22 protein-coding genes and 1 pseudogene are annotated in these 22,649 nt (G+C 61.7%); 17 read left to right on the plus strand and 6 right to left on the minus strand.

Annotated features, from left to right (window positions below):
• The 6 genes and pseudogenes from G552_RS15150 to cimA form a co-directional block, all read left to right on the plus strand.
• Positions 1 to 355: pseudogene (locus tag G552_RS15150) on the plus strand (integrase core domain-containing protein); the annotation flags it as partial.
• Between the two features lie 154 nt (positions 356 to 509).
• Entirely contained in the window at positions 510 to 2,195 is a 1,686-nt protein-coding gene (ilvB, locus tag G552_RS0109490) for a biosynthetic-type acetolactate synthase large subunit (protein WP_027882825.1), read from the plus strand.
• Positions 2,196 to 2,204: 9 nt separating this feature from the next.
• On the plus strand, positions 2,205 to 2,714 hold the full coding sequence (ilvN, locus tag G552_RS0109495) for an acetolactate synthase small subunit (protein ID WP_027882826.1): 510 nt from the start codon (positions 2,205 to 2,207) through the stop codon (positions 2,712 to 2,714).
• Between the two features lie 64 nt (positions 2,715 to 2,778).
• Positions 2,779 to 3,801 carry a ketol-acid reductoisomerase gene (ilvC, locus tag G552_RS0109500; RefSeq protein WP_027882827.1) on the plus strand — a complete coding sequence of 341 codons (1,023 nt, stop codon included), beginning with the start codon at positions 2,779 to 2,781 and terminating at the stop codon, positions 3,799 to 3,801.
• Between the two features lie 11 nt (positions 3,802 to 3,812).
• Positions 3,813 to 5,372 (plus strand): 2-isopropylmalate synthase, encoded by a 1,560-nt coding sequence (locus G552_RS0109505; RefSeq protein WP_027882828.1) that lies wholly within the window; start codon positions 3,813 to 3,815, stop codon positions 5,370 to 5,372.
• A gap of 15 nt (positions 5,373 to 5,387) precedes the next feature.
• On the plus strand, positions 5,388 to 6,974 hold the full coding sequence (gene cimA / locus G552_RS0109510; RefSeq protein WP_027882829.1) for a citramalate synthase: 1,587 nt from the start codon (positions 5,388 to 5,390) through the stop codon (positions 6,972 to 6,974).
• Here the strand turns inward: cimA and G552_RS0109515 are convergent.
• From G552_RS0109515 to G552_RS0109535, 5 genes are read right to left on the minus strand one after another with little or no spacing between them, the layout of a single operon-like run.
• Positions 6,971 to 7,492, minus strand: coding sequence for an isoprenylcysteine carboxyl methyltransferase family protein (locus tag G552_RS0109515; protein ID WP_027882830.1), 522 nt, complete (start codon positions 7,490 to 7,492; stop codon positions 6,971 to 6,973). The genes cimA and G552_RS0109515 overlap by 4 nt on opposite strands.
• Entirely contained in the window at positions 7,486 to 8,553 is a 1,068-nt protein-coding gene (locus G552_RS0109520) for a type III polyketide synthase (protein ID WP_027882831.1), read from the minus strand. The genes G552_RS0109515 and G552_RS0109520 overlap by 7 nt, the downstream gene beginning before the upstream one ends.
• A gap of 7 nt (positions 8,554 to 8,560) precedes the next feature.
• Complete coding sequence (locus tag G552_RS0109525) at positions 8,561 to 9,346, minus strand: nitroreductase family protein (RefSeq protein WP_027882832.1); 786 nt, start codon at positions 9,344 to 9,346, stop codon at positions 8,561 to 8,563.
• A gap of 1 nt (position 9,347) precedes the next feature.
• Positions 9,348 to 9,629: a hypothetical protein gene (locus tag G552_RS0109530; protein WP_027882833.1), complete on the minus strand. Its 282-nt coding sequence runs from the start codon at positions 9,627 to 9,629 to the stop codon at positions 9,348 to 9,350.
• A 21-nt stretch (positions 9,630 to 9,650) separates the two neighbouring features.
• Positions 9,651 to 10,274, minus strand: coding sequence for a hypothetical protein (locus G552_RS0109535; RefSeq protein ID WP_245575167.1), 624 nt, complete (start codon positions 10,272 to 10,274; stop codon positions 9,651 to 9,653).
• 135 nt (positions 10,275 to 10,409) lie between these two features.
• Between G552_RS0109535 and G552_RS0109540 the strand changes: the two genes are divergently transcribed.
• From G552_RS0109540 to G552_RS0109585, 10 genes are all read left to right on the plus strand, one after another.
• Positions 10,410 to 12,647, plus strand: coding sequence for a sensor domain-containing diguanylate cyclase (locus G552_RS0109540; RefSeq protein WP_027882835.1), 2,238 nt, complete (start codon positions 10,410 to 10,412; stop codon positions 12,645 to 12,647).
• Positions 12,644 to 14,827 (plus strand): HD domain-containing phosphohydrolase, encoded by a 2,184-nt coding sequence (locus G552_RS15155; RefSeq protein ID WP_051195765.1) that lies wholly within the window; start codon positions 12,644 to 12,646, stop codon positions 14,825 to 14,827. Before G552_RS0109540 ends, G552_RS15155 begins: the two co-directional genes overlap by 4 nt.
• A 95-nt stretch (positions 14,828 to 14,922) precedes the next feature.
• Positions 14,923 to 15,324: a type II secretion system protein gene (locus G552_RS0109550; RefSeq protein ID WP_027882836.1), complete on the plus strand. Its 402-nt coding sequence runs from the start codon at positions 14,923 to 14,925 to the stop codon at positions 15,322 to 15,324.
• A 10-nt stretch (positions 15,325 to 15,334) separates the two neighbouring features.
• Entirely contained in the window at positions 15,335 to 15,778 is a 444-nt protein-coding gene (locus G552_RS0109555; RefSeq protein WP_027882837.1) for a hypothetical protein, read from the plus strand.
• Complete coding sequence (locus G552_RS0109560) at positions 15,760 to 16,083, plus strand: prepilin-type N-terminal cleavage/methylation domain-containing protein (protein ID WP_051195767.1); 324 nt, start codon at positions 15,760 to 15,762, stop codon at positions 16,081 to 16,083. Before G552_RS0109555 ends, G552_RS0109560 begins: the two co-directional genes overlap by 19 nt.
• Entirely contained in the window at positions 16,083 to 16,580 is a 498-nt protein-coding gene (locus tag G552_RS15855; protein WP_051195768.1) for a PilW family protein, read from the plus strand. The genes G552_RS0109560 and G552_RS15855 overlap by 1 nt, the downstream gene beginning before the upstream one ends.
• A 3-nt stretch (positions 16,581 to 16,583) precedes the next feature.
• Positions 16,584 to 17,711 (plus strand): hypothetical protein, encoded by a 1,128-nt coding sequence (locus G552_RS0109570; protein WP_027882839.1) that lies wholly within the window; start codon positions 16,584 to 16,586, stop codon positions 17,709 to 17,711.
• A gap of 7 nt (positions 17,712 to 17,718) precedes the next feature.
• Positions 17,719 to 19,326, plus strand: coding sequence for a GspE/PulE family protein (locus tag G552_RS0109575; RefSeq protein ID WP_342664861.1), 1,608 nt, complete (start codon positions 17,719 to 17,721; stop codon positions 19,324 to 19,326).
• 3 nt (positions 19,327 to 19,329) lie between these two features.
• A complete protein-coding gene (locus G552_RS0109580) occupies positions 19,330 to 20,520 on the plus strand; it encodes a type II secretion system F family protein (RefSeq protein ID WP_027882841.1) in 1,191 nt (396 codons plus the stop codon).
• Positions 20,517 to 20,936: a hypothetical protein gene (locus tag G552_RS0109585; RefSeq protein WP_027882842.1), complete on the plus strand. Its 420-nt coding sequence runs from the start codon at positions 20,517 to 20,519 to the stop codon at positions 20,934 to 20,936. Before G552_RS0109580 ends, G552_RS0109585 begins: the two co-directional genes overlap by 4 nt.
• Here G552_RS0109585 and G552_RS0109590 read toward each other — a convergent pair.
• Positions 20,933 to 22,306: a phosphohexomutase domain-containing protein gene (locus G552_RS0109590; protein ID WP_027882843.1), complete on the minus strand. Its 1,374-nt coding sequence runs from the start codon at positions 22,304 to 22,306 to the stop codon at positions 20,933 to 20,935. The genes G552_RS0109585 and G552_RS0109590 overlap by 4 nt on opposite strands.
• Positions 22,307 to 22,410: 104 nt before the next feature.
• On the opposite strand from G552_RS0109590, the gene G552_RS15165 reads away from it, so the two are divergent.
• Positions 22,411 to 22,649: helix-turn-helix domain-containing protein (locus G552_RS15165; RefSeq protein ID WP_169447877.1), on the plus strand; the 239-nt coding region annotated here is incomplete at its 3' end.

A 22,649-nucleotide genomic window follows, 5' to 3' on the forward strand; every position in this document is an offset into this window, starting at 1 on the left:
TCCAGGTGGATGGGGGCAGCGAGTTCATGGCCGAGTTTGAGGAGGCCTGCTGTGCTCTGGGGATTGCCTTGTTTGTGCTGCCGCCGAGGAGTCCTAAACTCAATGGTCACGTGGAGCGGGTGCAACGGACCTTTAGGGAGGAGCTCTATACCCGGCCTCTGCCCCCCCGGCTCAGCGAGCTACAGGCAGAGCTGGATGCCTACCTGGACCACTACAACCGCCGAAGGCCTCACATGGCCCTGGGGGGTCTTGCTCCCTTGGAGTATTTAGCTAAGATGCAGGAGGAGTCGGTTCCCCAGTCTCACATGTGTTGACCGATTACAGAGCCTTGACACGGTATACCAAACACCTGTAAGCTCTATTCCAAGATGCTTTTGCCCAGCTACCTAATCCTAGCCGTTTTGGGCCTAGTAATTACCAGGCCTACGGGGGATTTAGTGTAGCAAGCAGCCAATAGCGCATCTAAAGCCCCCCGAACCCACGGGGGGCGGTTCTTTGGAGGACAGACCATGAACGGAGCCGCAGCGATTCTCAAAGCCCTGGAAAGGCAGGGGGTGGAGGTCATTTTTGGCCACCCAGGGGGAACCATCATGCCGACCTACGATGCCCTCTACGACTCGCCTATCCGGCACGTCCTGGTGCGACATGAACAAGGAGGGGTGCACGCGGCCACCGGCTACGCCCGGGCCTCAGGCCGGGTGGGGGTTTGCATGGCTACTTCGGGGCCGGGGGCGTTGAACCTGGTTACCGGGCTGCAGGATGCCCTGATGGACTCCACCCCGGTAGTGGCCATTACCGGCAACGTGCCCCAGCACCTCATTGGCACAGATGCCTTCCAGGAAGCCGATGTGGTGGGCATCACCCAGCCAGTGACCAAGCACAACTACCAGGTGCGTAACGTCAACGACATCCCCCGGGTAATCGCTGAGGCTTTTTACATTGCCTCCACCGGTCGGCCCGGGCCGGTGTTGATCGATTTCCCCAAGGATGTGCAGCTAGCAGAGTTTACCGGCAGTTTTGAGGTAGAGATAGACCTACCCGGCTACAAACCCACCTACCGGGGCCACCCCCGCCAGATTGAGCGGGCCCTCGAGGCCCTGAAGAAGGCGGAAAGGCCGGTGCTGATGGTGGGGGGCGGGGCCCAGCACGCCGCTGCCGAGATTTTCGCTCTGGCCGAGCGTAGCGGGATTCCGGTTATCACAACCCTGATGGGCCTGGGGGCCTTTCCCGGAACCCATCCCCAGTGCCTGGGCATGCCGGGGATGCACGGTTCGGTCGCTGCCAACCGGGCCATCCACCACGCCGATACCATCCTGGCCATCGGATTGCGCTTTGACGACCGGGTAACCGGCAAAATTTCCCGCTTTGCCCCCCATGCCCATACCATCATTCACGTGGACATCGACCCTGCCGAGATCGGCAAGCTGGTCAGAACCCACATCCCGGTGGTGGGCGATGCCAAGTGGGTGGCGGGTGAGCTGGCCAAGGGGGCGCAAAGGATGAATATCGGCAAGTGGTGGGCCCAGCTCGAGGAGTGGAAGACCAAGCACCCCTTTGCCTGGAAGCCCAAGCCTTACCTGCAAAGCCAGGAGGTAATCCAAGCCTTTTGGGAAGCGACCCAGGGCCAGGCCATCGTGACCTCGGGGGTGGGGCAGCACCAGATGTTTGCTGCTCAGTTTTTCAAGTTCGACCGGCCCCGCTCCTGGATCAACTCCGGCGGGCTGGGCACCATGGGGGTAGGCTTGCCCTTTGCCATCGGGGCCGCGCTGGCCCGACCCGGCGAACTGGTGATTGATTTTGACGGGGATGGCAGCTTCCAGATGACCCTACAAGAGCTGGCCACCCTGAAAAAGCTCAACCTGAATGTGAAGATCGTGGTGTTGAATAACGGCTTTCTGGGGATGGTGCGCCAGTGGCAGGATTTGTTCCATGCCCGGCGCTACAGCGAGGTCTACCTGGCGGATTCCAACCCCGATTTTGCCAAACTGGCCGAAGCCTACGGCATCAAGGGCCTTACCCTCACGGACAAAGCCCAGCTCCAGGAGGCGGTGAGGGAGGTGCTGGCCCACCCCGGCCCGGTGCTGCTGGAGGCCCGGGTTTACCACGAGGAGGGGGTCTTCCCCATGATTCCGGCAGGTGGTGCGGCAGAGGACATGATCATCGAGAACCCGCGTGAGGCTGTGGCGGGCGACTAGGAGTCGGGTATGCGGCATCTGGTTTCCGTGTTGGTACAGGATAACCCTGGCGTTTTGCAACGGGTGGCGGGGCTGATTGCCCGCCGGGGCTTTAACATCGAGTCGCTGGCGGTAGGGCGCACCCACCAGCCTGGGCTTTCGCGCATCTCGTTGGTGGTCTCGGGCGATGATGCGGTTTTAGAGCAGGTGGAAAAGCAGCTCAACCGCCTGATCGAGGTTATCAAGGTTACCGACCACGCCGAGCCTCACGTAGAGCGGGAGCTAGCCTTGGTGAAGGTTAGCGTGGCGGGCATTGAGGAGCGCCTCGAGGTCAAAGACATCGCTGAGGCCTTCCGGGCCCGCATCGTGGATGTGGCCAAGCGCTCCATCATCTTCGAACTCACCGGCGACTCCCAGAAGGTAAGCAACTTTGTGGAGGCCCTGCGGCCCTATGGTCTGCTCGAGGTCATGCGCACCGGGGCGGTAGGGATGTCGCGGGGTGAGCAGGTGCTTCGGGTACGGGAGAAAAAGGCGGTCTAGCAGCGGGTTTCGGCCCGCTGTATTGTTCGGGGCCAAGGCCGGCCCACAGTGCGAGGTGTAAAAGATGAAGATTTACTACGACCAAGACGCGGACATCGGCTTCATCAAGGACAAGACCGTGGCCATTCTCGGCTTTGGCTCGCAAGGCCACGCCCACGCGCTAAACCTGCGCGACTCGGGCATCCGGGTGGTGGTCGGACTGCGCCCCGGCAGCCGCAACGAGGAAAAAGCCCGCAAAGCTGGGCTCGAGGTGCTGCCGGTGGCCGAAGCGGTGCGCAAGGCCGATGTGGTGATGGTACTGCTGCCGGATGAGACCCAAGGGGCAGTGTACCGGGCCGAGATTGAGCCCAACCTCAAGGAAGGGGCGGCCTTGGCCTTTGCCCACGGCTTCAACATCCACTTTGGCCAGATCAAACCCCGGCGCGACCTGGACGTTTTCATGGTGGCACCCAAAGGGCCGGGCCACCTGGTGCGTTCGGAGTACGAAAAAGGCTCGGGGGTGCCCTCGCTGGTGGCCGTGCACCAGGACGCCTCCGGTTCGGCTTTCCCCACCGCTTTGGCCTACGCCAAGGCCAATGGCGGCACCCGGGCCGGGGTGATTGCCACCACCTTCAAAGACGAGACCGAGACCGACCTTTTTGGCGAGCAGACCGTGCTGTGCGGGGGCCTGACCCAGCTTATCGCCGCAGGCTTTGAGACCCTGGTGGAGGCCGGTTACCCCCCTGAGATGGCCTACTTTGAATGCCTGCACGAGGTCAAGCTGATTGTGGATCTAATCTACGAATCGGGCTTTGCCGGGATGCGCTATTCCATCTCCAACACCGCGGAGTACGGCGACTACACCCGGGGGCCTATGGTGATTGACCGTGAGGCCACCAAGGCCCGTATGCGCGAGGTGTTGCGCCAGATTCAGCAGGGCGAGTTTGCCCGCGAGTGGATGCTGGAAAACCTGGTAGGCCAGCCTACCCTAAACGCCAACCGCAACTACTGGAAGGATCACCCCATCGAGCAGATCGGCCCCAAGCTGCGGGCCATGATGCCTTTCTTGCGCTCGCGCTTTAGCAAGGAAGAGGTTCCCCAAGGCTAGAGGAGGTTTGTATGCGGCATATCCGGATTTTCGATACCACCCTGCGCGATGGCGAGCAAAGCCCCGGGGTGGCCCTCTCTCTGCAGCAGAAGCTGGAGATTGCCCATGGCCTGGCCCGCTTGAATGTGGATATCATCGAGGCGGGCTTTCCCGTAAACGGGGCCAGCGAGTTTGAATGCGTATCCCGCATCGCGCAAGAGGTCAAAGGGCCGGTTATCTGCGCCCTGGCCCGTACCCACAAGCTGGATATCGAGCGGGCCGCGGCTGCCCTGGAGAAAGCGGAGAAGCCGCGCATCCACGTGTTCACCAGCGCCTCGAGGGTGCACCTGGAGTATATGCTACGCAAGACCCCCGAGGAGATTCTGGAGCTTTCCGACCAGATGGTGCGCTATGCCCGGCAGTTTGTGGACGATGTGGAGTTTAGTGCCCAGGACGTGATGCGGGCCGACTTCGACTTTGTGCTGAGGCTTTACGACACCGCCATCAACGCCGGGGCCACCACCATCAACATCCCTGACACCACCGGCTACGGCACCCCCCCGGAGTACGGGGCGCTGATTGGGCGTATCTACCGGGAGGTTGTGCGCGGGCGGCCCGTGCATATCTCGGCCCACTGCCACGACGACCTGGGCCTGGCCACCGCCAACAGCCTGGCTGCGGTGGAGAACGGGGCAACCCAGATCGAGTGCACCATCAACGGCATCGGGGAGCGGGCCGGCAATACCGCGCTGGAAGAGGTGGTGATGGCCTTGTACGTGCGGCGCGACCATTACCAGGCCCACACCCGCATCAATACCCGCGAGCTTTACCGTATGAGCCGCATGGTCTCGCGGTATACCGGCATGGTGGTGCAGCCCAACAAGGCCATCGTGGGCGATAACGCCTTTGCCCACGAGTCGGGTATCCACCAGGATGGGGTGATCAAGAACAAGGAGACCTACGAGATCATGAATGCCGAGCTGGTAGGGCGCCAGGCGGCGGTGTTGGTGCTGGGCAAGCACTCCGGGCGGGCTGCGGTCAAAAAGGCCCTAGCCGACCTGGGCTACAAGCTGGACGATGCCCAGGTGGGGGCGATCTTTGCCCGTTTCCGCGAGATTGTGGAGCGCAAAGGCCCTATCGAAACCGAGGAGCTGCGGGCTTTGGTGGAAAGTGAGTCGGTAACCACCCCTCACCTCTTCAAGCTCGAGCGCCTGCAGTTTTTCTCCGGCTATGGCATGTTGCCCACCGCCACGGTCAGCCTGGAGACCCCCAAGGGGGTGGTCACCACCACGGCCATCGGCGATGGGCCAGTGGATGCAGTATACAAAGCCATTTCCGAGGCCATCGGGCTGAAGCCGGAGCTCGAGCTCTACCGGGTGGAGTCGGTTACCGGTAGCACCGAAGCCTTGGGCGAAGTAACGGTCAAGCTCAAACTGGGGGAGGTGCAGGCCACCGGACACGGCATCTCGCCCGACATCATCGAGGCCTCGGCCCGCGCCTACCTCGATGCGGCCAACAAGCTGGCCGCAGGCCAGTCAGCACGCCACCCCATGTCGCTGGAAGAGGTGCACCGCTCGGGGCTGGGGAAGTAGGGGAGGTTTTAGGCCTTGATTGAAATTCTCGATACCACCTTGCGCGACGGTACCCAAGGGGAGGCGGTCAACCTTTCCTCGGACGACAAGATCGCCATCGCCAAGCGCTTGGCGGCCTTCGGGATTCCCCTCATTGAGGGGGGCTGGCCCGGCTCTAACCCCAAGGACGCCGAGTTCTTCGCCCGTATGCAGGGGGTGGGGCTGGGCCAAAGCCGTCTGGTGGCCTTTGGTGCGACCCGGCGTAAGGGGGTGTGTCCCGAGGAGGACGCCTCGGTGCAGGCCATGCTGGTGGCCGGTACCCCGGTGGTGACGGTGGTAGCCAAGAGCTGGGATTTTCACGTGACTGAGGCCCTCGAGGTCTCCCTCGAGGAAAACCTGGCCATGATCGAGGAGACCGCCCGCTACCTGGTCGCTCAAGGCCGGCGGGTCATCCACGACGCGGAGCACTTCTTCGACGGTTACAAGGCCAACCCCGCCTACGCCCTGAAAACCCTCGAGGCCGCGGTGCGGGGTGGGGCCGACACCCTATGCCTGTGCGACACCAACGGGGGCAGTTTACCAGAGGAGGTTTTTGAGATTACCCGCCAGGTAGTGCAGGCGTTCCCCCAGGTGCGCATCGGCATCCACCCCCACAACGACAGCGAGCTGGCCGTGGCCAACGCTTTGGCTGCGGTGCGGGCTGGGGCCACCCATGTCCAGGGCACCATGAATGGCTATGGGGAGCGTTGCGGCAACCTCAACCTCACCAGCACCATCCCCAACCTGATGCTGAAGTACGGCCTAAAGCTAGAAGGCATCAGCCCGGAGAAGCTCACCGAACTGCGCCAGGTTTCGCTGTTCGTGGATGAACGGGCCAACCTGGCCCCCAACATCCGGGCCCCCTACGTGGGGGATGCGGCCTTTGCCCACAAGGGGGGCATCCACGTCTCGGCGGTGCTCAAGGATGCCCGTACCTACGAGCACGTGCCGCCCGAGGCGGTGGGCAACCGACGGCGGGTGCTGGTTTCCGACCTTTCGGGCCGCAGTAACCTGCTGGCCAAGCTGGCTGAAGCCGGGGTACAGATGCCCAAGGAGGCCGCCGGGGCTTTACTGGAGGAGGTCAAGCAGCTCGAGCACGCCGGCTACGCTTTCGAGGGGGCCGAGGCCAGCTTTTACCTCCTGGCTCACCGGCTGCGAGGTGGGGCCATGCCCTTCCGTCTGGAGGGCTTTACGGTCTTTGTCCATGTGAACGACGACAACCCCGAGACCCCCACCTGGGCTGAGGCCACCGTGCGCGTGTGGGTGGGCGGGACTTTGCAGCACACCGCAGCGGAGAGCCAGTACGGCCCGGTTTCGGCCTTGGACAAGGCCTTCCGCAAGGCCATTGAGCCCTTCTACCCCGAGATCGCCGAGATCGAGCTTTCCGACTACAAGGTGCGCATTCTGGCTGGCCAGGAAGCGGGTACGGCCTCGGGGGTGCGGGTGATGATCGAGATGGCCCGGGGCAACGAGCGTTGGAGCACGGTAGGGGCCAGTAAGAACAACCTCGAGGCCTCCCTCAAGGCCTTAGCCGATGGCTATGCCTATGCCCTGGTCAGGGGCCAGCCGGTGCGCGAGGTCTAGGGGCTGCTCTGCTCTTCGTATAGCCTAAGCGCCCGCTCTTCTGCTGGAATGCGGATGCCCAGAAGCAAAGCCGCGTTGAGCAAGGAGGCGACCAGGGCGGTGATCCAGGCGTTGAAGACGAGCGGTAGGGAGAAAATTTCCAGAGCTACCGCCAGGTAGTTGGGGTGGCGCAGGTAGCGGTAGGGGCCAGTTCGGATACGCTTCCCTCCTGGCACAACGACGATGTGGGTGTTCCAGTAGGGCCCCAGGCTGGCGATGGCCCAGTAACGCAGGCCTTGGGCCAGCAGGAACAGGGTCAGCCACAGCCCCCAAAAAGGGGAGAGCTGACCACGTACCAGCCCTTCGGCGCACCAGCCTAGCATCCAGCCTATGTGCAAGAGGAAGAAGAGGGGGTAGTGACTGCGGCCATACTCCCGCCCTCCCCGGGCCAAAGCCCAACGCAGGTTGCGCTGGGCTAGCCAGAGTTCTAGCAGCCGTTGCAGCCCAACCCAGGCCAGGGCCAGCCAGAGCGCTACCATGTTAAAAGCACCCCCTCGGCGGCGAAACCTGGCCCCAGGGCCAAGAGTAGGCCAGGGCTTCTCGCGCTGGATGCCCCCAGCTTCCTTTCGCGCTGTAGATGCATTTGGCGGGCCAGCACGAACAGTACGGTGGGGCTGGACATGTTGCCAAAGTGGCGCAGCACCCAGCGGGCGGCCTCGAGGCTTTCTCCCTTCACTCCTAAGGCTTTCTGGTAGGCGGCCAGCACCTTAGCCCCTCCAGGGTGGAGGGTCCAGAATTGAATGTCCTTGGGTTTTAGGCCGTGCTTGGCCAGCCCTTCCTGGATTAGACCACCCAGCTTCCCTTCTACCAAGGATGGAATGCTCTGGGCAAAGCGCACCTTCAGCCCTTCCGGTACTAGATCCCAGCCCATCACCTGGTCGCTGTTGGGCAGGAGATAGCTAAACCCTTTGTGTACCCAGGGCCCAGCTGCATCCGGACGGAAGCCCAGTACCACCGCCGCCGCCCCATCGGCGAACAGGCTGGTGGCTACCAGGTTGCTTTTGCTCAGGTCGCCCCGCACAAAGGTTAGGCTGCATAGCTCTACCGCGACCAGCAGCACATACTGCTCTGGATGGCGCAGGGCCAGCTCAGCAGCCCGGGCCAGCCCGGCAGCCCCCCCAGCGCAGCCTAGGCCCCAGATGGGTAGGCGGGTGGCAGTAGGGGGCAGGCCTAGGCGTTGCGCCAGGTAGGCCTCGAGGCTGGGGGTAGCCAGACCGGTGCTGCTCACCAGCACCACCGCCCCCACCTCGGCGGGCCAAACCCCAGCCTGTTGTAGAGCTGAGCGGCTTGCGCTCTCGCTCAAGGCCAGGGCCATCTCAAACCAGCGCTGGTTTTTATGGGCGAAGATGTGCTCTTGGGTGAACCACTCCAGCGGAGCCGAGAGATAGCGCGATTCGATACCGGTGTTTTCGAAGACGCCCAGAAGCCGCTCTATTCCCGGAAGCTGGTCGAACAAAAGGCGTACCAGCTCGCGCACCTCTGGCTGCCCCACCCGGTAGGGCGGATTTGCCGTGGCCACGCTCAGGATGCAAGGTTGCATAAAGACCTCAGCCGTCCCCCTCGGGAGTGGCGCAGGTTTCGCGGAAGACAAACTGCGAAAGGCGCTTGCGCTGGTGGGACTGCCAGTCGATGCGGGGGCGGGGTGGTTCAGAGGGAAGGTAGCCCAGCCGGTAGAGGGCCATCAGCTCGAGGTGCTCGGGCACCTCCAGCAACCGTTTGATTTCTTCCCAGGCCTGGGGAACCTCCATAGGGGTAGAGATGAACTGGATGCCCATGCCCAGCTCGACCGTGGTCAGCCAGATGTTCTCGATGGCCATGCCCAGGGCCAGCAGGCTGTAAAAGCCCGAAAGTTCACCGGGGCGGTACTCTTCCCTGTCCAGCAGGGCTGCTAACAGCAAAGGGGAGCCAGCGATGAGTTTGCGGTTATCCTGCCCTAGGATTTGCGGCACCCGCAGCGTCCGCAAAAGCCCTAGGGCCGAAGGGCCCATGATCTGGCGGGTGAAAGGGCGCAGCGGTGCGGGCAACTGGTCGATCAGAATGCCGTCGCGGTGCGCTTCCATCTCTTCTTTACTAAAGCGGAAGTAGCGGCGGTAGCGCTCAAAAAACCGCCCCTCGGCAATGAGCTGCTGCATGGTGCGTCCGCCAATTTCAGCGATTTTTTCGCGCTTAGCTTGATCCTCGATCAGGATGAAGCGCCAGGGTTGGGAGTTGAAATGGCTGGGGGCCCGGCTGGCCGCCTCCATCAAGAGGTGTTGGTGTTCTTTGGATACAGGCCTATCCAGAAAGGGGCCATTGGTGGTTTTGCGCCGGCGGATGACCTCTAAAAACTCCATCTCACCCTCCCAGTGCCAGCAAGTAACCTGCCAGCCCCACCGCTCCCAGGGTGGGGTGCAGCCAGGTGTGGGGCCGGGCTTTGGGGAACAGGGCCAGGCAGCCTACAGTAATTAGCAGCCACCCTTCCCTAGCAAGGACCAAAGCAGCTACTGTGCTGACGAAAACCACCAAATAAAGCCCGTGGTGCCACAACCCAAAACGCCCCAGCCGCAGTTGTGCGGCCAACCCGACCAGCAGATTCAGCAGATATAGCGCCAGACCCACTGCCAGATAGGGGGACATAAACCCAGGATACCCCTTGCTTTACCGCTGTTCGCAGCTCGAGCCGGTCCAGCGGCCCCCACGGGCCTGGCACTCCCGCCGCAGGTTTTCCTCCGGTGCTCGCAATACCGCCAGCACCAGCCCTGCTGGGTACCCCCCAGCCCCGGCCCCCAGGCCCAGCTCGAGGCGGCTTAGACGAAGCGACTCCCTTGTGGCTGGCACCTGGATGCTGACATAGCCGCTCCCATCCCAGAGGTAAACCGCGCTTTTGAAGCTGCGCCCTCCAGGTTGGTAGGGCGGGTTGACCTTGAGTTCGATGGTTAAAGGCTTGAGAAAGTTGGTGGCACTGGAGGAAAACCGGTAAATGCCCACTACCTCGCGCTCGGGTAGGGTTTGGATGAAGAAGACCTCGTTTTGGGGTGGCGAGGTGGGTACAGCCTGCAAGCGCTCGAGGCGGAAGCGAACCAGCAAGGCCAGCGCTCCCGCGGGCACCTCTACCCGGATGCCGGGTAGTTGCAACACCCCTCCCTGGGGACCGATGCGCCGCTCGGCCACCTGAGGGGTGGCTTGGGCGTAGGCCAAGGCTCCCTGCACAGCCGCGCCAGCCCCTCCTAGGGCTAACAGACCTATCAGCAGCAGCAGACGCAGCATAAGGGCCAACCTCATTCCTCAACTTTATCCCAAAAGGCGGTTTTGTACCCTGGTTGTTGTTTTCACAAACATGCTTCTTTAATCGCTTTTGCATAAGAAAGCCCAAATTACCAACACAGGCTTATGCTCAATGCCATCATAGTGAACGAAATGGCTTACTTTTACCCCCTTATGGCTCTTCTGACCCTGGCTGTGGGTCAGATGGTGAGTCTTTGGGGGTACGGTACTGCTTATATCGTTCCTTGGTACATGTTTACCGTGGCCATTCTGGCCAGCCTGTATGGGTTGTTGTGGGGGGTGCTGGTAGCCCTGGTGCTTGCCCTGCTCTTACCCTCTGCGGAAATCGTGGCTGGTGTTGTTCTTTTTCTTTCTGCCTGGCTGGCTCATGGAGTGGGGGAGAGTCTGCGGCGGGCTCACCGGCGGGCCAAGGCCCTAGCCAAAAGCCAAAGGCTTTTAGCGGAGTCCCTCAAGAACCTGTCCCAGGCGTCAAGCCGTGAAGAGATTCTCAAAAGCCTTCCAGCGCGCCTCTCGCCCTTGACGGAGCAGGGCCACCTGGGGGTTTGGCTACCGGTCAGGGAGGGTTTTCGCTTGCTAAAGGCAAATGTGCCTATGAAATTAGTCCAGATTCCCGCCAGCGGCGTCATAGGGCGGGCCTTTCGACAAGGGCGTCCGGTTTATATCCCCGATGTGCGCAAAGAGCCTGGCTATATCCCAGACCCTGATATCCCCACACGCTCAGAGCTGGCCTTGCCCCTTTTGGAAAAGGGCGAGGTGGTGGCGGTGTTGAACTTGGAGAGCCGTCGCCTCCTACTGCCCGAGGAGGTAGAGGGATTGATCCGCTTGGCTCAGGCGATTAGCGGTGAGCTAACCCGCCTGGCCGATTTTTGGATTCAGAGAACCCTGACCGACCTGGGTTTACGCCTACAGGCCTTCCGCGGGATGGGGGAGGTGGCCCAGGGGGCGCTAGCCTACCTGCTGCAAGCTTTGGGCCTCGAGGCTGGCGCAGTCTGGGAGGTTCAGGGTGGGCGGATGGTTCCTTTAGCTTATCAGGGGCCCGAGGTTTTACGCCTGCCCGAGCTGCCCTATGGGCAAGGGTTGGCCTGGCGGGTGTACCAAAGCGGTGAGCCCTTTTACACAAGCCGCTACCTGGAGGAAGAGGGAGGGGCGCCTGCCCACCGAGCCCAAGGGTTGAGTGCGCTGGCGGCCTTACCCCTGCCCAGCCTGGGTGCCCTGCGAACCCGCCGGGTACTGGTTCTGGCCAGCCTTGCCCCGCGAAGCTGGACCCGCACCGAGCGGGAGGCCCTGGGGTTGTCGGCGCGTTTTCTGGGCTTGGCCTTAGAGGGGTTGGCAGAAAAGGCCCGGCACCAAGCGGTGGGGGAGCTCTTCCTGGCCTTGGGGGAAGCACAACCCGAACTCGAGGGCCTCTACGGGCGCTTGCTCGAGGCGGCCTTACGCTGGGTATCCGGTAGCGAGGTGGGTAGTCTTCTAATTTTGCAGGAAGGGCATTACCGCTACAAAGCCGTCCGGGGGTATGACCTGGTAGCCTTACAGAAGGTTTACTTCACCCCTGAGGAGATGCTGAAGTGGTATGCCCAAGGCCCAGACCGAGCCTTGCGGGGTGAACCCCGGATTCTAAAAGGAGTAGAGGCGCCCGTTGCTGAAATCAGCTACCAGACAGCCCCAAGAGAGGTGATGGACAGCGCAGGCCGGGTTCAGGAGATTCAGGCCAATCTTTGCCTGCCCATCCCCTACCAAGGCCGGGTGCTGGCTTACCTGAACCTGGATAACCTCCACGACCCCCAGGCTTTTGGGGAGGATAGCCTCGAGGCTGCCCACTTTTTTGCCCCTCCGCTGGCGGTTTTCTTGCACGAGGCCGACGCACGCAAGCGCCTGGAGACGGCCGCTCTTACCGATCCGCTGACCGGTCTGCTCAACCGGCGGGCCTTCGAGCGGTTGTTTCAGGAGGAGTTGAGCCGGGCCCGCAGGTACAACCACCCTTTGAGCATTTTTATCCTAGACCTCACCGGGTTCAAGGCCCTCAACGACCGACTGGGTCATGTTCAGGGGGATCGGGCCCTGATTCAGGTAGGCCGGGTTTTACAAGAGGAAAGCCGCGAGGGGGATAAAATTTTCCGTTGGGGTGGGGACGAGTTTGCTGTACTTCTGCCGCATACCTCTAGGAGGGGCGCTGTGCAGGTGGCCCTGCGGTATATTCAGGCCATTCAGGCCATTTGCCTGGAAGGCTTTTCTTTGGGTGTGAACATCGGCCTGGCTACCTACCCCGAGGATGGGGACGATCCAGATACGCTTCTATCCCGGGCCGATACCCGCATGTATCGGGCCAAAGCACTCGGAATCTCTATTTTGGGTGAAGGGGTGGCAGAATGAAAGGCAGTCGGCGGATTAGCTTGATCTATTTGGTCTTTGGTTTGCTCTGGGTTTTCGTTAGCGATCAATTCGTGCTGCAGCTTTCAGCAGAGCTTCAAGCCACGGCCCAAACCCTCAAAGGTTGGGTTTTTGTTCTTTTGAGTGCGCTACTGATTCATGCGCTGGCCCGGCGGGAAATTGGGCAGGGTGAGTTGGGGCTACAGAGGGCCTTGCAACTTCAGGAGAGCCTGTCCCTATTCCAAAAACTGACCGAGACCGCTCCGGCGGTGATTTTCCTCTGGCGGGAGGAGCGCGTTGTTTTTGCCAATCAGGAGGCTTTGCGGCTGACTGGCTATAGCCTGGAAGAGATACAAAGCCTACAGGTCTGGGAGTTTGTTCACCCCGAGGATCGGGAGATGGTTCGGGCCAGGGGCTTAGCCCGGCTCAGAGGAGAGGAGGTACCCGCTCGCTACTTCTTTCGCATTCTGACCCGCGCGAAGGAGGTGCGTTGGTTGGATTACTCCGCGGCTCGGGTGGAGTACGAAGGAAAGCCCGCAGTGTTGGGGGTGGGGTTGGATGTGACCGAGAGCCGCGAGCGGGCTTTGAGCCTCGAGGCCCTAGCCCAGGTCAACCTGGCCTTAAGGCAGAGCGAGGACCTCAAGGAGATGATGGAAAACGCCCTGGAAGCGGCGCTTAGGGCCCTCAAATCCCCGGCAGGGAGCCTTCTTTTGTACAACCCTGAAGCCCAGCAAGTCGAGGTGATGGCCGCCCAGGGTTGGGTTTGCGATATCCCCGTGCCCGGCCCCCGGGAGGGCCTCACTGGCCGGGCCTTGCAGGGAGAGGTGGTGGTCTCGCTGAACCTTCAGCAAGACCCGCGGGTCAACCCCAAGGCCCGCCCCCTGATCCCCCCAGGGTGGAGTGGGGCTGCCCTTCCCCTTTGGGCTGGTACTACTCCTATAGGTGTGCTGGGTCTGGCCTGGCCACCACCCCACACGCCCAGTCCTGCCGAGGTAGAACGAGCCGCCTTGTTGGCGGAGTCTATCGGAAATGCCATCCGGCGGGCCAGCTTGCGGAAAAAGTTGGAGAGGCGGGTGGAGACCCTCGAGGCCCTACGTATAGTAGAGCGGGCCATCGCCTCCACCCTGGATTTGAAGGCGGTTCTAGCGGTTCTTCTGGACCAGGCCTCGTCCAGACTGCCCCTGGATGCTCTGGCCCTTTTCCTGTTTGATACGGAGAGCCAGACCCTGCGCCTCGAGGCGTCACGAGGCTTTCGTAGTGCCGAAGCTGTTTTACCCAAAACGGTTTGTATATCCGAAGAGAGCCATATAGGCCGAGCGGCTCTTCTGCGCCAGCCGGTACACGTTCCCGATCTGCAGCAAGACCCGGGGAGCCAGGCAGACTTTACCCTTAGGGAGGGGTTGGTAGCAGAGTGGGCCTATCCTCTGCTAGCCAAGGGGCGGTCGCTGGGCGTTTTAGCCGTTTTTACTCGTCGCACCTGGGAGCCCGCCCCAGAGGACAAGACCCTACTAGAAGCGTTGGTAGAACAGGCTGCGGTGGCCCTCGATAACGCGCTTATTTACCAACAGGCAGTGGAAAGCCAGCAGGAACTGGCCCTCACCTATGAACGCACCCTCTGGGCTTGGGCCAAGGCGGTGGAGTTGCGGGACCAAGAGACCGGAGGGCACACCGAGCGGGTAGTAGAGCTGGGTTTGCGGCTGGCCCAGGCTATGGGGCTAAAGGGCGAGGCGTTGGAAGATTTCCGTCGAGGGGCCATTTTACACGATGTAGGCAAAATTGGCATTCCCGATCAGATTTTGAAAAAGCCTGGCCCCCTCACCCCCGAGGAGTGGGCTGTCATGCGCCTGCACCCAGTATACGCCTACGAGTGGTTGAAAGGGATACCCCACCTGGCTCAGGCCTTGACGATTCCCTATGCCCACCACGAGCGCTGGGATGGCTCGGGGTATCCCCGGGGTCTCAAGGGAGGGGAAATCCCCCTCCCAGCGCGTATATTTGCCGTGGTGGATGTGTACGATGCGCTCACCTCCGACCGTCCCTACCGGGGGGCTTGGCCTAAGGAAAAGGCCCTGGCCTACCTCCAGGCCGAGGCAGGGCGCAGCCTTGATCCTCAGGTGGTACCCATCTTCCTCAAGCTCATCCAGCAAGACCTGCAGGCCGATCAAGCTAAACAACCAGACTGACTTTTAACGGTCATTTGTCACAGGGAGAGGCATTTGAGCGCCCTAAAATCCAAAGCGGTAGTGGGAACCGCTACCTGCCCTAATAAGGAGGATTGATGAATACCAAAGGCTTTACCCTGATCGAGCTAGCTATCGTTCTGGTGATTATCGGCATCCTGGCGGCCATTGCGGTGCCCCGCTTTGCCGATATGACCACCGAGGCCCGTCTGGCCCAGCGCCAGTCTACCCTGGCCAGCCTCCGCTCGGCCTACGCCATTTACGTGGCTAAAAACAGCGGCAACGCTCCTACCTGGACCCAGCTTCAGACCAGACTGGATGTGCCCACCACCCAGCTCAAGCTGGGTACCGGCGGGCAAGTATACATGGACTATGACAACAACGACGCGGTGGCCGCCACTGGCGAGCGGGTAGCCCTGCTCTACTCCAACGAGGCTTGCACCACGGCAGTGGCCAACGCGACCACCGTCATCCGCTGCATCCGTAACGGCATCAACTAAAGGAGGCACCTTGGGCCTCGAGGCAAGGCGAGGGGTGTTGCTGCTGGTGTTGGCGGTAGCCCTGGTCTTCCTCGGGGCCCTGGTGCTTCCGGTAGGCCTGCTGGCCCAGCGCAACGCCGAGCGCCAGCGCACTGCCCTAGCCTACCAGCAGGCCCTTTATCTGGCCGAGGCGGGGGCGCGGGAGGCCATCCGCCACATCCAGCTTAACCCCTTGCTCCCGGCCTTCGGGCCTCAGCCGGTGGCGGTCTGCCGCAGTAGCCCGGTGTGTACCCCCAGTAGCCCCGACTATGTGGGGCGCTACTGCTACAGCAGTGGGCTTTCCGGTTGCCGCACGTCCTTTTTGCCGCCGCGTTGGACAGTTGAGGCGGTGGGTGAGCACCAGGGCCTCAGCCGCCGGGTACGGGTGGTTTACCATATCCTGAACGGGGTGGAAGCATGGCAGGTAGACCCCTAGGTTTTACCCTGCTCGAGGTAGCCCTAGCCTTGCTGTTGCTGGGCGTGTTGGCCGGGGTGGTGGCCTCCTTGGGTCTAGGCTTGCAAAGCGCTGACGCGCAGACTACCCCGGCGGCCCTCGAGGCCCTAGTGGAAAGCGGAGTGTCCATCAGTCCATGCCCTACCTACGCTTCGGTCATCCTGGGAGGGCGCACCTACCAGGTCTGCCAGGAGGTTCAGACGGTGGCTGCACCGCCCATCACCCGCCAAATCCGCACCCTGCGTACCCCGGAGGGCCATGCCCTGACCTGGGTGGAGGTGTTTTGATGGGCCGGTGGGGCTTCAGCCTGGTGGAGATGACCGTAGCCCTGGCCGTAGCTGGACTGCTGGTGCTGGCCGCGGGGTCTTTGCTGGCCTGGGGGGGCTCGAGCCTGCAAGAAGCCGAGCTGCTGGAGGCCCAGGTGTTCCACACTGACCTGCGCGAACGTTTGGGCAAGGATATCCGCACCGCCCGGCAGGTGGCCCTCCTGACCAGCACTGAGCTGCGCCTAGCCCAGCCTGGGGCCTGCGTGCAGTACCGCCTGCTGGCCGGCACCTTGCAAGAGCGCCGTTGGAGTGGAGGGTGTGGCCTGCCCGCAGGAAGCTCGTTGGCCTGGGAGCCCTTTCTTTTCCCCACGGCGGGCTTTTGTGCTTTGGCAGGGGGCGTGGCCTTTCTGGATACCCCTTGCCCCGCGGGTGGTTTGGAGGGCAGCCAATTAAGCCTGCAAAAGCAGGGCAGCCCAAATAGCCATAGCTTGCCGGCCATTTTTGCTAGACTTCGCTAAGCTATGCGCATTGCCCTGTGCAGCCAGGGAAGAATCCACTACTGGGGGCCCCGGGGGGTTCGGGTTTGGGTGCCTGTCGACTCCTCGCTAGAGCGGCTGGTAGAGGAGCTACGCCGGGCGGGGGGGGTAGACTACCTGGGCCTGGGGCCGGAAGTGGCCTTGGTGCGCCAGACCACTTTGCCCTACCTGCCCGAGGCTTCCCTTGAGGAACTGATTCTTTCCGAGGCCGAGCTGAACCCCCAGTTCAGGGGAGAGCCTTTGCGTACCGCCCACCACCTGCTCGAGGTAGCCGGTTCCCAGGCGCGCTACTTGTACACTGCTTTGCCCAGGAAGGAAGCCGAGCAGCTGGAGCGAAGGCTTCGCCCCAAGCGTTTAGAACCCTTGCCCTTGCTTTTTTGGCGCCTGGTAGAGCAGCATCGCCAGGCTGAGGCGGTATTGCTGTTGGAGTCTTTCAGTCATACTCTGGCCTATTTTGCTGGGGAGCAACTACGGGGCTTTCGCTATCTCAATACACCGCTAGATGGACCTTTTGAGGCGGTAGAGGCTGAGGTGCTACGCACCCTCGAGCTGTTTGGGCTTACCAGCGAAGTGGAAGAAGCCTGGTTGATAGGCTCTTTTACGCCTCCGGTTTTGCCGGCCCGCCGGGTTATCCCCTTGGAGCCGACCCTGCCCCTTTTGCGAGAGGTAGCCCTACAAGGAGAGCCCCAGCTTGACCTACGCCCAGGTACCCCCAAGCGTGCGGTGCTGCCCTGGCCTACCCAGGTACTTTTGCTATACAGCGCCCTGGTGTTGAGTGCAGGCCTGGTCGGACAAAGCTACCTGCAAAGCCAGATACGCCGGGTTGAGCAGTTGTACCAGGCTATGCAGGATGAGCCTAGCCCGGCTTCCCAAATGGTGGAACTGCCCACGCTGGATAGTGCTAACCTGGTGCAAGCGGCCCGTCTTAGGCCCCCGGGGCTGTGGTTTACCCAAATGGAGGAGAGCCCAGAGGTTTTCCGTCTGGCCGGTGAGTCCCTAAACCCCCAGGCTCCCATAGAGCTATCCCGGCGTTTGCAGGCCCAGTTGGTTGTCCTGAGAGAGGTTGGACAGCGCTATGCATGGGAGATTCAACGTACGAAAACCCCTCGGTAATCTCCTTTTGGAGCAGGGCTGGCTGGGCCCAACGCAGCTCGAACAGGCTCTTGAGGAGCAGCGCTATAGCAAGGAACCTTTAGGTCAGATACTCCTGCGCAAGGGATGGGTCAGCAAGCAGGCCCTCTACAAGCTACTGGCTCAGCAGCAGAACGTAGCGTTGGTTTTTCCTAGCGAACTGGAGATACCCGCAGAGTTGCTCCGCCGAATAGATGGGCGATTTGCCCGCGAGCAACGGGTTTTGCCCTTTAAGGAAAGCCCGGAAGAGCTACATGTGGCCCTGGCTCGTCCTTCGGACCTGGCTTTGCTGGATGAATTACGCTTTCGCACCGGTAAGCGCATAGTGCCTTATTTGGCTCCGGAGGACGAAATTTTGCAGGTGCTGGAACGCGCAGAAGACCAGCCTAGCGAGGTGTCCGTTCCTAACCTCACCCTTAGGGCGGGTCCCAGTATTTTGGAAGAGACAGCTCCCACTGTTGAGCTGGCAGAAAACCTCTTGCAACGGGCCCTGCGGGCTCGTGCCACCGATCTGCACCTTGAGCCCCAGGCCAATCTTCTGCTGGTGCGCATGCGGGTAGACGGGGTCATGCACGAGGTGGCCCGGCTTTCCAAAGACCTCGAGGCTTCCTTGATTGCCCGCTATAAGGTGCTGGGCCAGATGGATATCGCCGACCGCCGCCGCCCTCAGGATGGCCACTTCACCTACAGCTTTGCCGGCCACGACTACGATATCCGGCTTTCCAGCATAGGTACCCTTTTTGGCGAGCGTATGGCTTTGCGCCTTATCCAGGCTACCCGCCTCTTCCTCGGTTTGGAGGACCTGGGGTTTTTCCCTGAGGACCTACCCCGGCTTGAGCAGATGTTCCGAGCCCCTTATGGTCTGGTGCTGGCGGTGGGTCCTACGGGAAGCGGCAAGACCACCACCCTTTACGCTGCCCTACGCCATATCTATACACCGGAAAAGAACTTTTTCACCATTGAAGACCCGGTTGAAATCGCCCTAGAGGGGATTACCCAGATCCCCATCCAGCCCAAAATCGGCATGGATTTCGACCAGATTCTGCGTTCGGTGCTGCGACAAGACCCCGATGTTATCATGATTGGCGAGATCCGCGATCAGACTACGTTGCAGACCGCCGTGCGCGCTGCGCTGACCGGGCACCTGGTGCTGGCGACTTTGCATGCCAACAATGCCATTGCTACGGTTAGCCGTCTGGTAGAGATGGGAGCCCCAGCCCATCTGGTGGGGGCCACCTTGGTAGGGGTCATTGCCCAGCGCCTGGTGCGGCGTCCATGCCCGCAGTGTGCGCAGATTGCGCCAATTCCCGCAGGGTTTCAGTCGGCTTTTGCTTCTTTACAAGGAGAGATACGCGGTCAGGGTTGTACCTACTGCGGTCAGACCGGGTACTATGGGCGTACCGGGCTGTATGAGGTTTATCTGCCCGATGCCGAGAGCCGCCATCTGATCGCCACCGGGGCTTCGGAAAACCCTCTGCGAAAGCAGGCCCAGGGGCACAAAACCTTGTGGCAAGTGGCTAGCCGGGCGGTTCAAGAGGGTCTCACGACCACCCAGGAGGTGGTGCGTGTTTTGGGCTGGGGTATGGAAGGGCTTTGAGCTATGCGCTTTAACTACCAGGCGACCGATCCAAGCGGTAAAAGCCTTTACCAGGGGGTGGTGGAGGCAGCCAGTTTTTCTGAGGCGCGGGCACTTTTACGCCAACGCGGGTTGTATCCGATCAAGCTGGTACCCCTGCGCTCCTCACCCTTGCGGGGGGTGCCCTTGCAGGAACTGGTGTTTTTCACCCGGCGGTTGGCCTTACTGCTGGAATCGGGTTTACCCCTTTTGGCGGCTTTGGAGACGCTACATGCGCAAAGCCGCCATCCTTCTCTAAAAGAGGCCCTCCAGGGGCTAAGGGCCCAGGTGGAAGGGGGTAGCAGCCTGGCCCAGGCCATGGAGGCGTATCCCCAGGTTTTCCCCCTAATCATGCGCAAGCTGGTCTCGGTGGCCGAGCTGGGCGGGGCTTTAGAGGTGGTGCTTCGGCGGCTGGCGGGGTATCTGGATCGTACCCATGAGCTTCGGGAAAAGGTTCGCACGGCCCTGACTTACCCGGCCTTTGTTCTCGCGGTATTGCTGGTGGTGGTGGTCGTTTTGTTGGTGGTAGTGATACCGGTGTTTGCCCGGTTGTACCAAAACAGCGGGATAGCCCTGCCCTGGCCCACCGCTTTTCTCATATCCAGTGCTTTTTTCGTTCGCCAGTATGGGCTTTTTCTACTGCTAGCGGCCGTTTTGGGTGGATTGGTGTTTTGGCGAGCCTATCAGGGGCCCTGGGGCATGGCTGTGGATCAAAGGTTATTCCGCCTGCCCCTGGTGGGCCCCATCCTGCTCAAATCGGCCCTGGCCCGCTTTGGCCACACCCTGGCTACTTTGTACAAAAGCGGTATCGCCCTCACCCAAGCCTTGGAGGCTTGCGCCCAGGTGGAGGGCAACCGGGCTTTCGCCGAGGCTATTTTGCAGTTACGCCAGGCGGTGGAGCAGGGCCGTTTTATGAGCGAGGCGATGCGGTCGAACCCCTTGTTTCTTCCGCTTTTTGTGCAGATGGCCCAAACCGGCGAGAGTACCGGCCAGATGGATCGCAGTTTAGAGCAGGTGGCCGACTTCTTTGAGCAGGAGATCGACCACAGCCTAAAACGTCTTTCCAGCAGCCTCGAGCCCATCCTCACCTTGGTTTTAGGGGGTGTGGTCTTGCTGGTGGCTTTGGCTTTGTACCTCCCGGTGTTCGACCTCTCGAGGGTCATCCGCGCGCGATGAGATACCTAGCTCCCCTCCTAGCCCTAGCCCTTACCCTCTGGGCCGGCTGGACCCTTGACAGCCAGTACCGCCGCCTCGAGGCCCTGCGTCAGGGGTTGGCCGAGCGGCAGGCCACCCAAGCCCCACTGGTCGCCCGCCCCACCCGGCCTTTTCTTCCTCCCGAGCGGCACCACGAGGCCTATACCTGGCTGGTGCAGCAGGCGCTGCTTCGTCGGCTGCGGGTATCCGAGCTGAGGCCGACTGAGGAAGGGCTTTTCCTGGAGGTGCGGGGCGGGTTTCCCCAGATACTGGAATACCTGGATCTGCTACCTCAGGCTCCTTTTGCCCTGGGCCTACGGCAGTACAGCCTTGTACCCCGCACACCGCGGGCAGAAGAACTAAGTGTGCAGCTTTGGCTCAGCCTAGCAGCGCCCTAAAGGCCCACCCGCTTCCGGGCCTCGGCTAGGATGGCCTGGACAGTTTTTTCCTCTGGGGCCTCGCAGTATAGGCGCAGCACCGGTTCGGTGCCCGAAGGGCGGAAAAGCAGCCAAGCCTCCCCCTCCAGCAGCCATTTGATGCCGTCTAGGGCTTCCGTGCCCAACACGGCCTTCCCGGCGATGGGCTGGGGGTTCTGGGCCTGAGCCATGGCGGTCTGGAGGGCTTCCATGGAAGGTAGGTGCAGGTCTAGCCGGTCGTAGGCATGGGCAAAACCCAGCTCAGCAAACTGATCACCCAGGCTCTGGCCACTCAGCGCCACCGACTCTAGCAGCAAAAGGGCGTTGAGAAGGCCGTCGCGCTCGGGAAGGTGGCCCGCCACCCCGATGCCCCCCGACTCCTCCCCCCCGATCAGCACCCCGCCTTGGAGCATAGCCTCGGCGATGTACTTGAAGCCGATAGGGGTGACCTTTACCTCGAGCCCCAGCCGCTGGGCCAGCTTGTCTATCATCTGGGAGGTGGAGAAGGTCTTGACCACCCGTCCGGTGTGCCCTTTGCGCCGAAGCTGCTGGAGCAGCAGGGCAAAGATTTGGTGGCTGTTGAAGTAGCGACCCCCAGCCAGCACCACGCCAATTCGATCGGCGTCGCCGTCGTGTACCACGGCGAAGGTGGGGTCAGCCTCGGCCTTGAGTACGGTCATAAGGGTGAACAGGTTTTGCGGAATAGGCTCGGGATTCACCCCGTAAAACATAGGGTCGGGCACGGCGTGCAGCTCGCGCAGCTCTAGCTTCAACCCAGCGTGCTTGACAAAGCCGGCCAGCCAGCCGGCCCCGGCCCCCCCCAGGCTGTCGTGGTAGAGTACCCCCGAGTAGGCCCGCAGGGCCTCTATCTCGAGCTGTGCAGCGATGAACGCGTAGTAGGCCTTGCGCACATCAAAGCTTTGGATGCGCCCACCTTCGGTCTTGGGCGGCTGGCCCAGGTGCTGCACCACCTCGGCCACCATGCCTGGGGTAGCCGAGCCGCCGTAGGGGCCCTTAATCTTGAAGCCCAGGTACTCGGGGGGGTTATGGCTAGCGGTGAGCATCACCCCGCCGTCGGCTTCCAGGTGCTTTACTGCGAAGGAGAGCACTGGGGTGGGCAGATAGGTTTTGGACAGGTGAACCTCGAGGCCGTTAGCGGCCAGCACTTCGGCGGCCTTGCGGGCGAAGCGGTCGGCCATAAAGCGGGTGTCGTAGCCGACCACTACCCTTCGGCCCTGGTGGCTGAGGAGATAGCTTGCGTAGGCCTGGGCGACCTGCGCGACGTTGTCGAAGGTGAAGCCCTCGCCAATAATGGCGCGCCAACCGTCGGTGCCAAACTGAATGCCTGCCATACCTGCCACACTATACAGGCTCATCCCTGAACCCGGACAAACACATGTGAGACTCTAAGCTGGGATAAAAAGAGGGGAACCAACCAAGAAAGGAGGTTCCCCAGGTGCAGTTTACCACCGTTGGCCGAGAGATATGGCAAGGCGCTAGACAAGCACAGAGGCTGGCCGAGGCCAAAGCAGGCGACCCAGAGGTCAAGGAACGTCTGCGCAAGCTCCGACTGGTCAAAGCCCTGCGTGAAAGTAAAAAGAGCTGGAAGGAGATCCAGGACCTGGTCGGGATCAGCCGGGCCACCTACCACCGCTGGAAAAAAGCCCTAAAAGAAAAGGGCCTGGCCGGTCTCAA

Source organism: Meiothermus rufus DSM 22234 (genome assembly GCF_000423425.1).
Classification (GTDB): Bacteria; Deinococcota; Deinococci; order Deinococcales; family Thermaceae; genus Meiothermus; species Meiothermus rufus.

Excerpts from the sequence above, each read along its gene's own strand:
- ilvB (WP_027882825.1), top strand. The coding sequence starts at position 510 with ATGAACGGAGCCGCAGCGATTCTCAAAGCCCTGGAAAGGCAGGGGGTG.
- ilvN (WP_027882826.1), top strand. The coding sequence starts at position 2,205 with ATGCGGCATCTGGTTTCCGTGTTGGTACAGGATAACCCTGGCGTTTTG.
- ilvC (WP_027882827.1), top strand. The coding sequence starts at position 2,779 with ATGAAGATTTACTACGACCAAGACGCGGACATCGGCTTCATCAAGGAC.
- G552_RS0109505 (WP_027882828.1), top strand. The coding sequence starts at position 3,813 with ATGCGGCATATCCGGATTTTCGATACCACCCTGCGCGATGGCGAGCAA.
- G552_RS0109515 (WP_027882830.1), bottom strand. The coding sequence starts at position 7,492 with ATGGTAGCGCTCTGGCTGGCCCTGGCCTGGGTTGGGCTGCAACGGCTG.
- G552_RS0109520 (WP_027882831.1), bottom strand. The coding sequence starts at position 8,553 with ATGCAACCTTGCATCCTGAGCGTGGCCACGGCAAATCCGCCCTACCGG.
- G552_RS0109525 (WP_027882832.1), bottom strand. The coding sequence starts at position 9,346 with ATGGAGTTTTTAGAGGTCATCCGCCGGCGCAAAACCACCAATGGCCCC.
- G552_RS0109530 (WP_027882833.1), bottom strand. The coding sequence starts at position 9,629 with ATGTCCCCCTATCTGGCAGTGGGTCTGGCGCTATATCTGCTGAATCTG.
- G552_RS0109535 (WP_245575167.1), bottom strand. The coding sequence starts at position 10,274 with ATGAGGTTGGCCCTTATGCTGCGTCTGCTGCTGCTGATAGGTCTGTTA.
- G552_RS0109540 (WP_027882835.1), top strand. The coding sequence starts at position 10,410 with ATGGCTTACTTTTACCCCCTTATGGCTCTTCTGACCCTGGCTGTGGGT.
- G552_RS15155 (WP_051195765.1), top strand. The coding sequence starts at position 12,644 with ATGAAAGGCAGTCGGCGGATTAGCTTGATCTATTTGGTCTTTGGTTTG.
- G552_RS0109550 (WP_027882836.1), top strand. The coding sequence starts at position 14,923 with ATGAATACCAAAGGCTTTACCCTGATCGAGCTAGCTATCGTTCTGGTG.
- G552_RS0109560 (WP_051195767.1), top strand. The coding sequence starts at position 15,760 with ATGGCAGGTAGACCCCTAGGTTTTACCCTGCTCGAGGTAGCCCTAGCC.
- G552_RS15855 (WP_051195768.1), top strand. The coding sequence starts at position 16,083 with ATGGGCCGGTGGGGCTTCAGCCTGGTGGAGATGACCGTAGCCCTGGCC.
- G552_RS0109570 (WP_027882839.1), top strand. The coding sequence starts at position 16,584 with ATGCGCATTGCCCTGTGCAGCCAGGGAAGAATCCACTACTGGGGGCCC.
- G552_RS0109580 (WP_027882841.1), top strand. The coding sequence starts at position 19,330 with ATGCGCTTTAACTACCAGGCGACCGATCCAAGCGGTAAAAGCCTTTAC.
- G552_RS0109585 (WP_027882842.1), top strand. The coding sequence starts at position 20,517 with ATGAGATACCTAGCTCCCCTCCTAGCCCTAGCCCTTACCCTCTGGGCC.
- G552_RS0109590 (WP_027882843.1), bottom strand. The coding sequence starts at position 22,306 with ATGGCAGGCATTCAGTTTGGCACCGACGGTTGGCGCGCCATTATTGGC.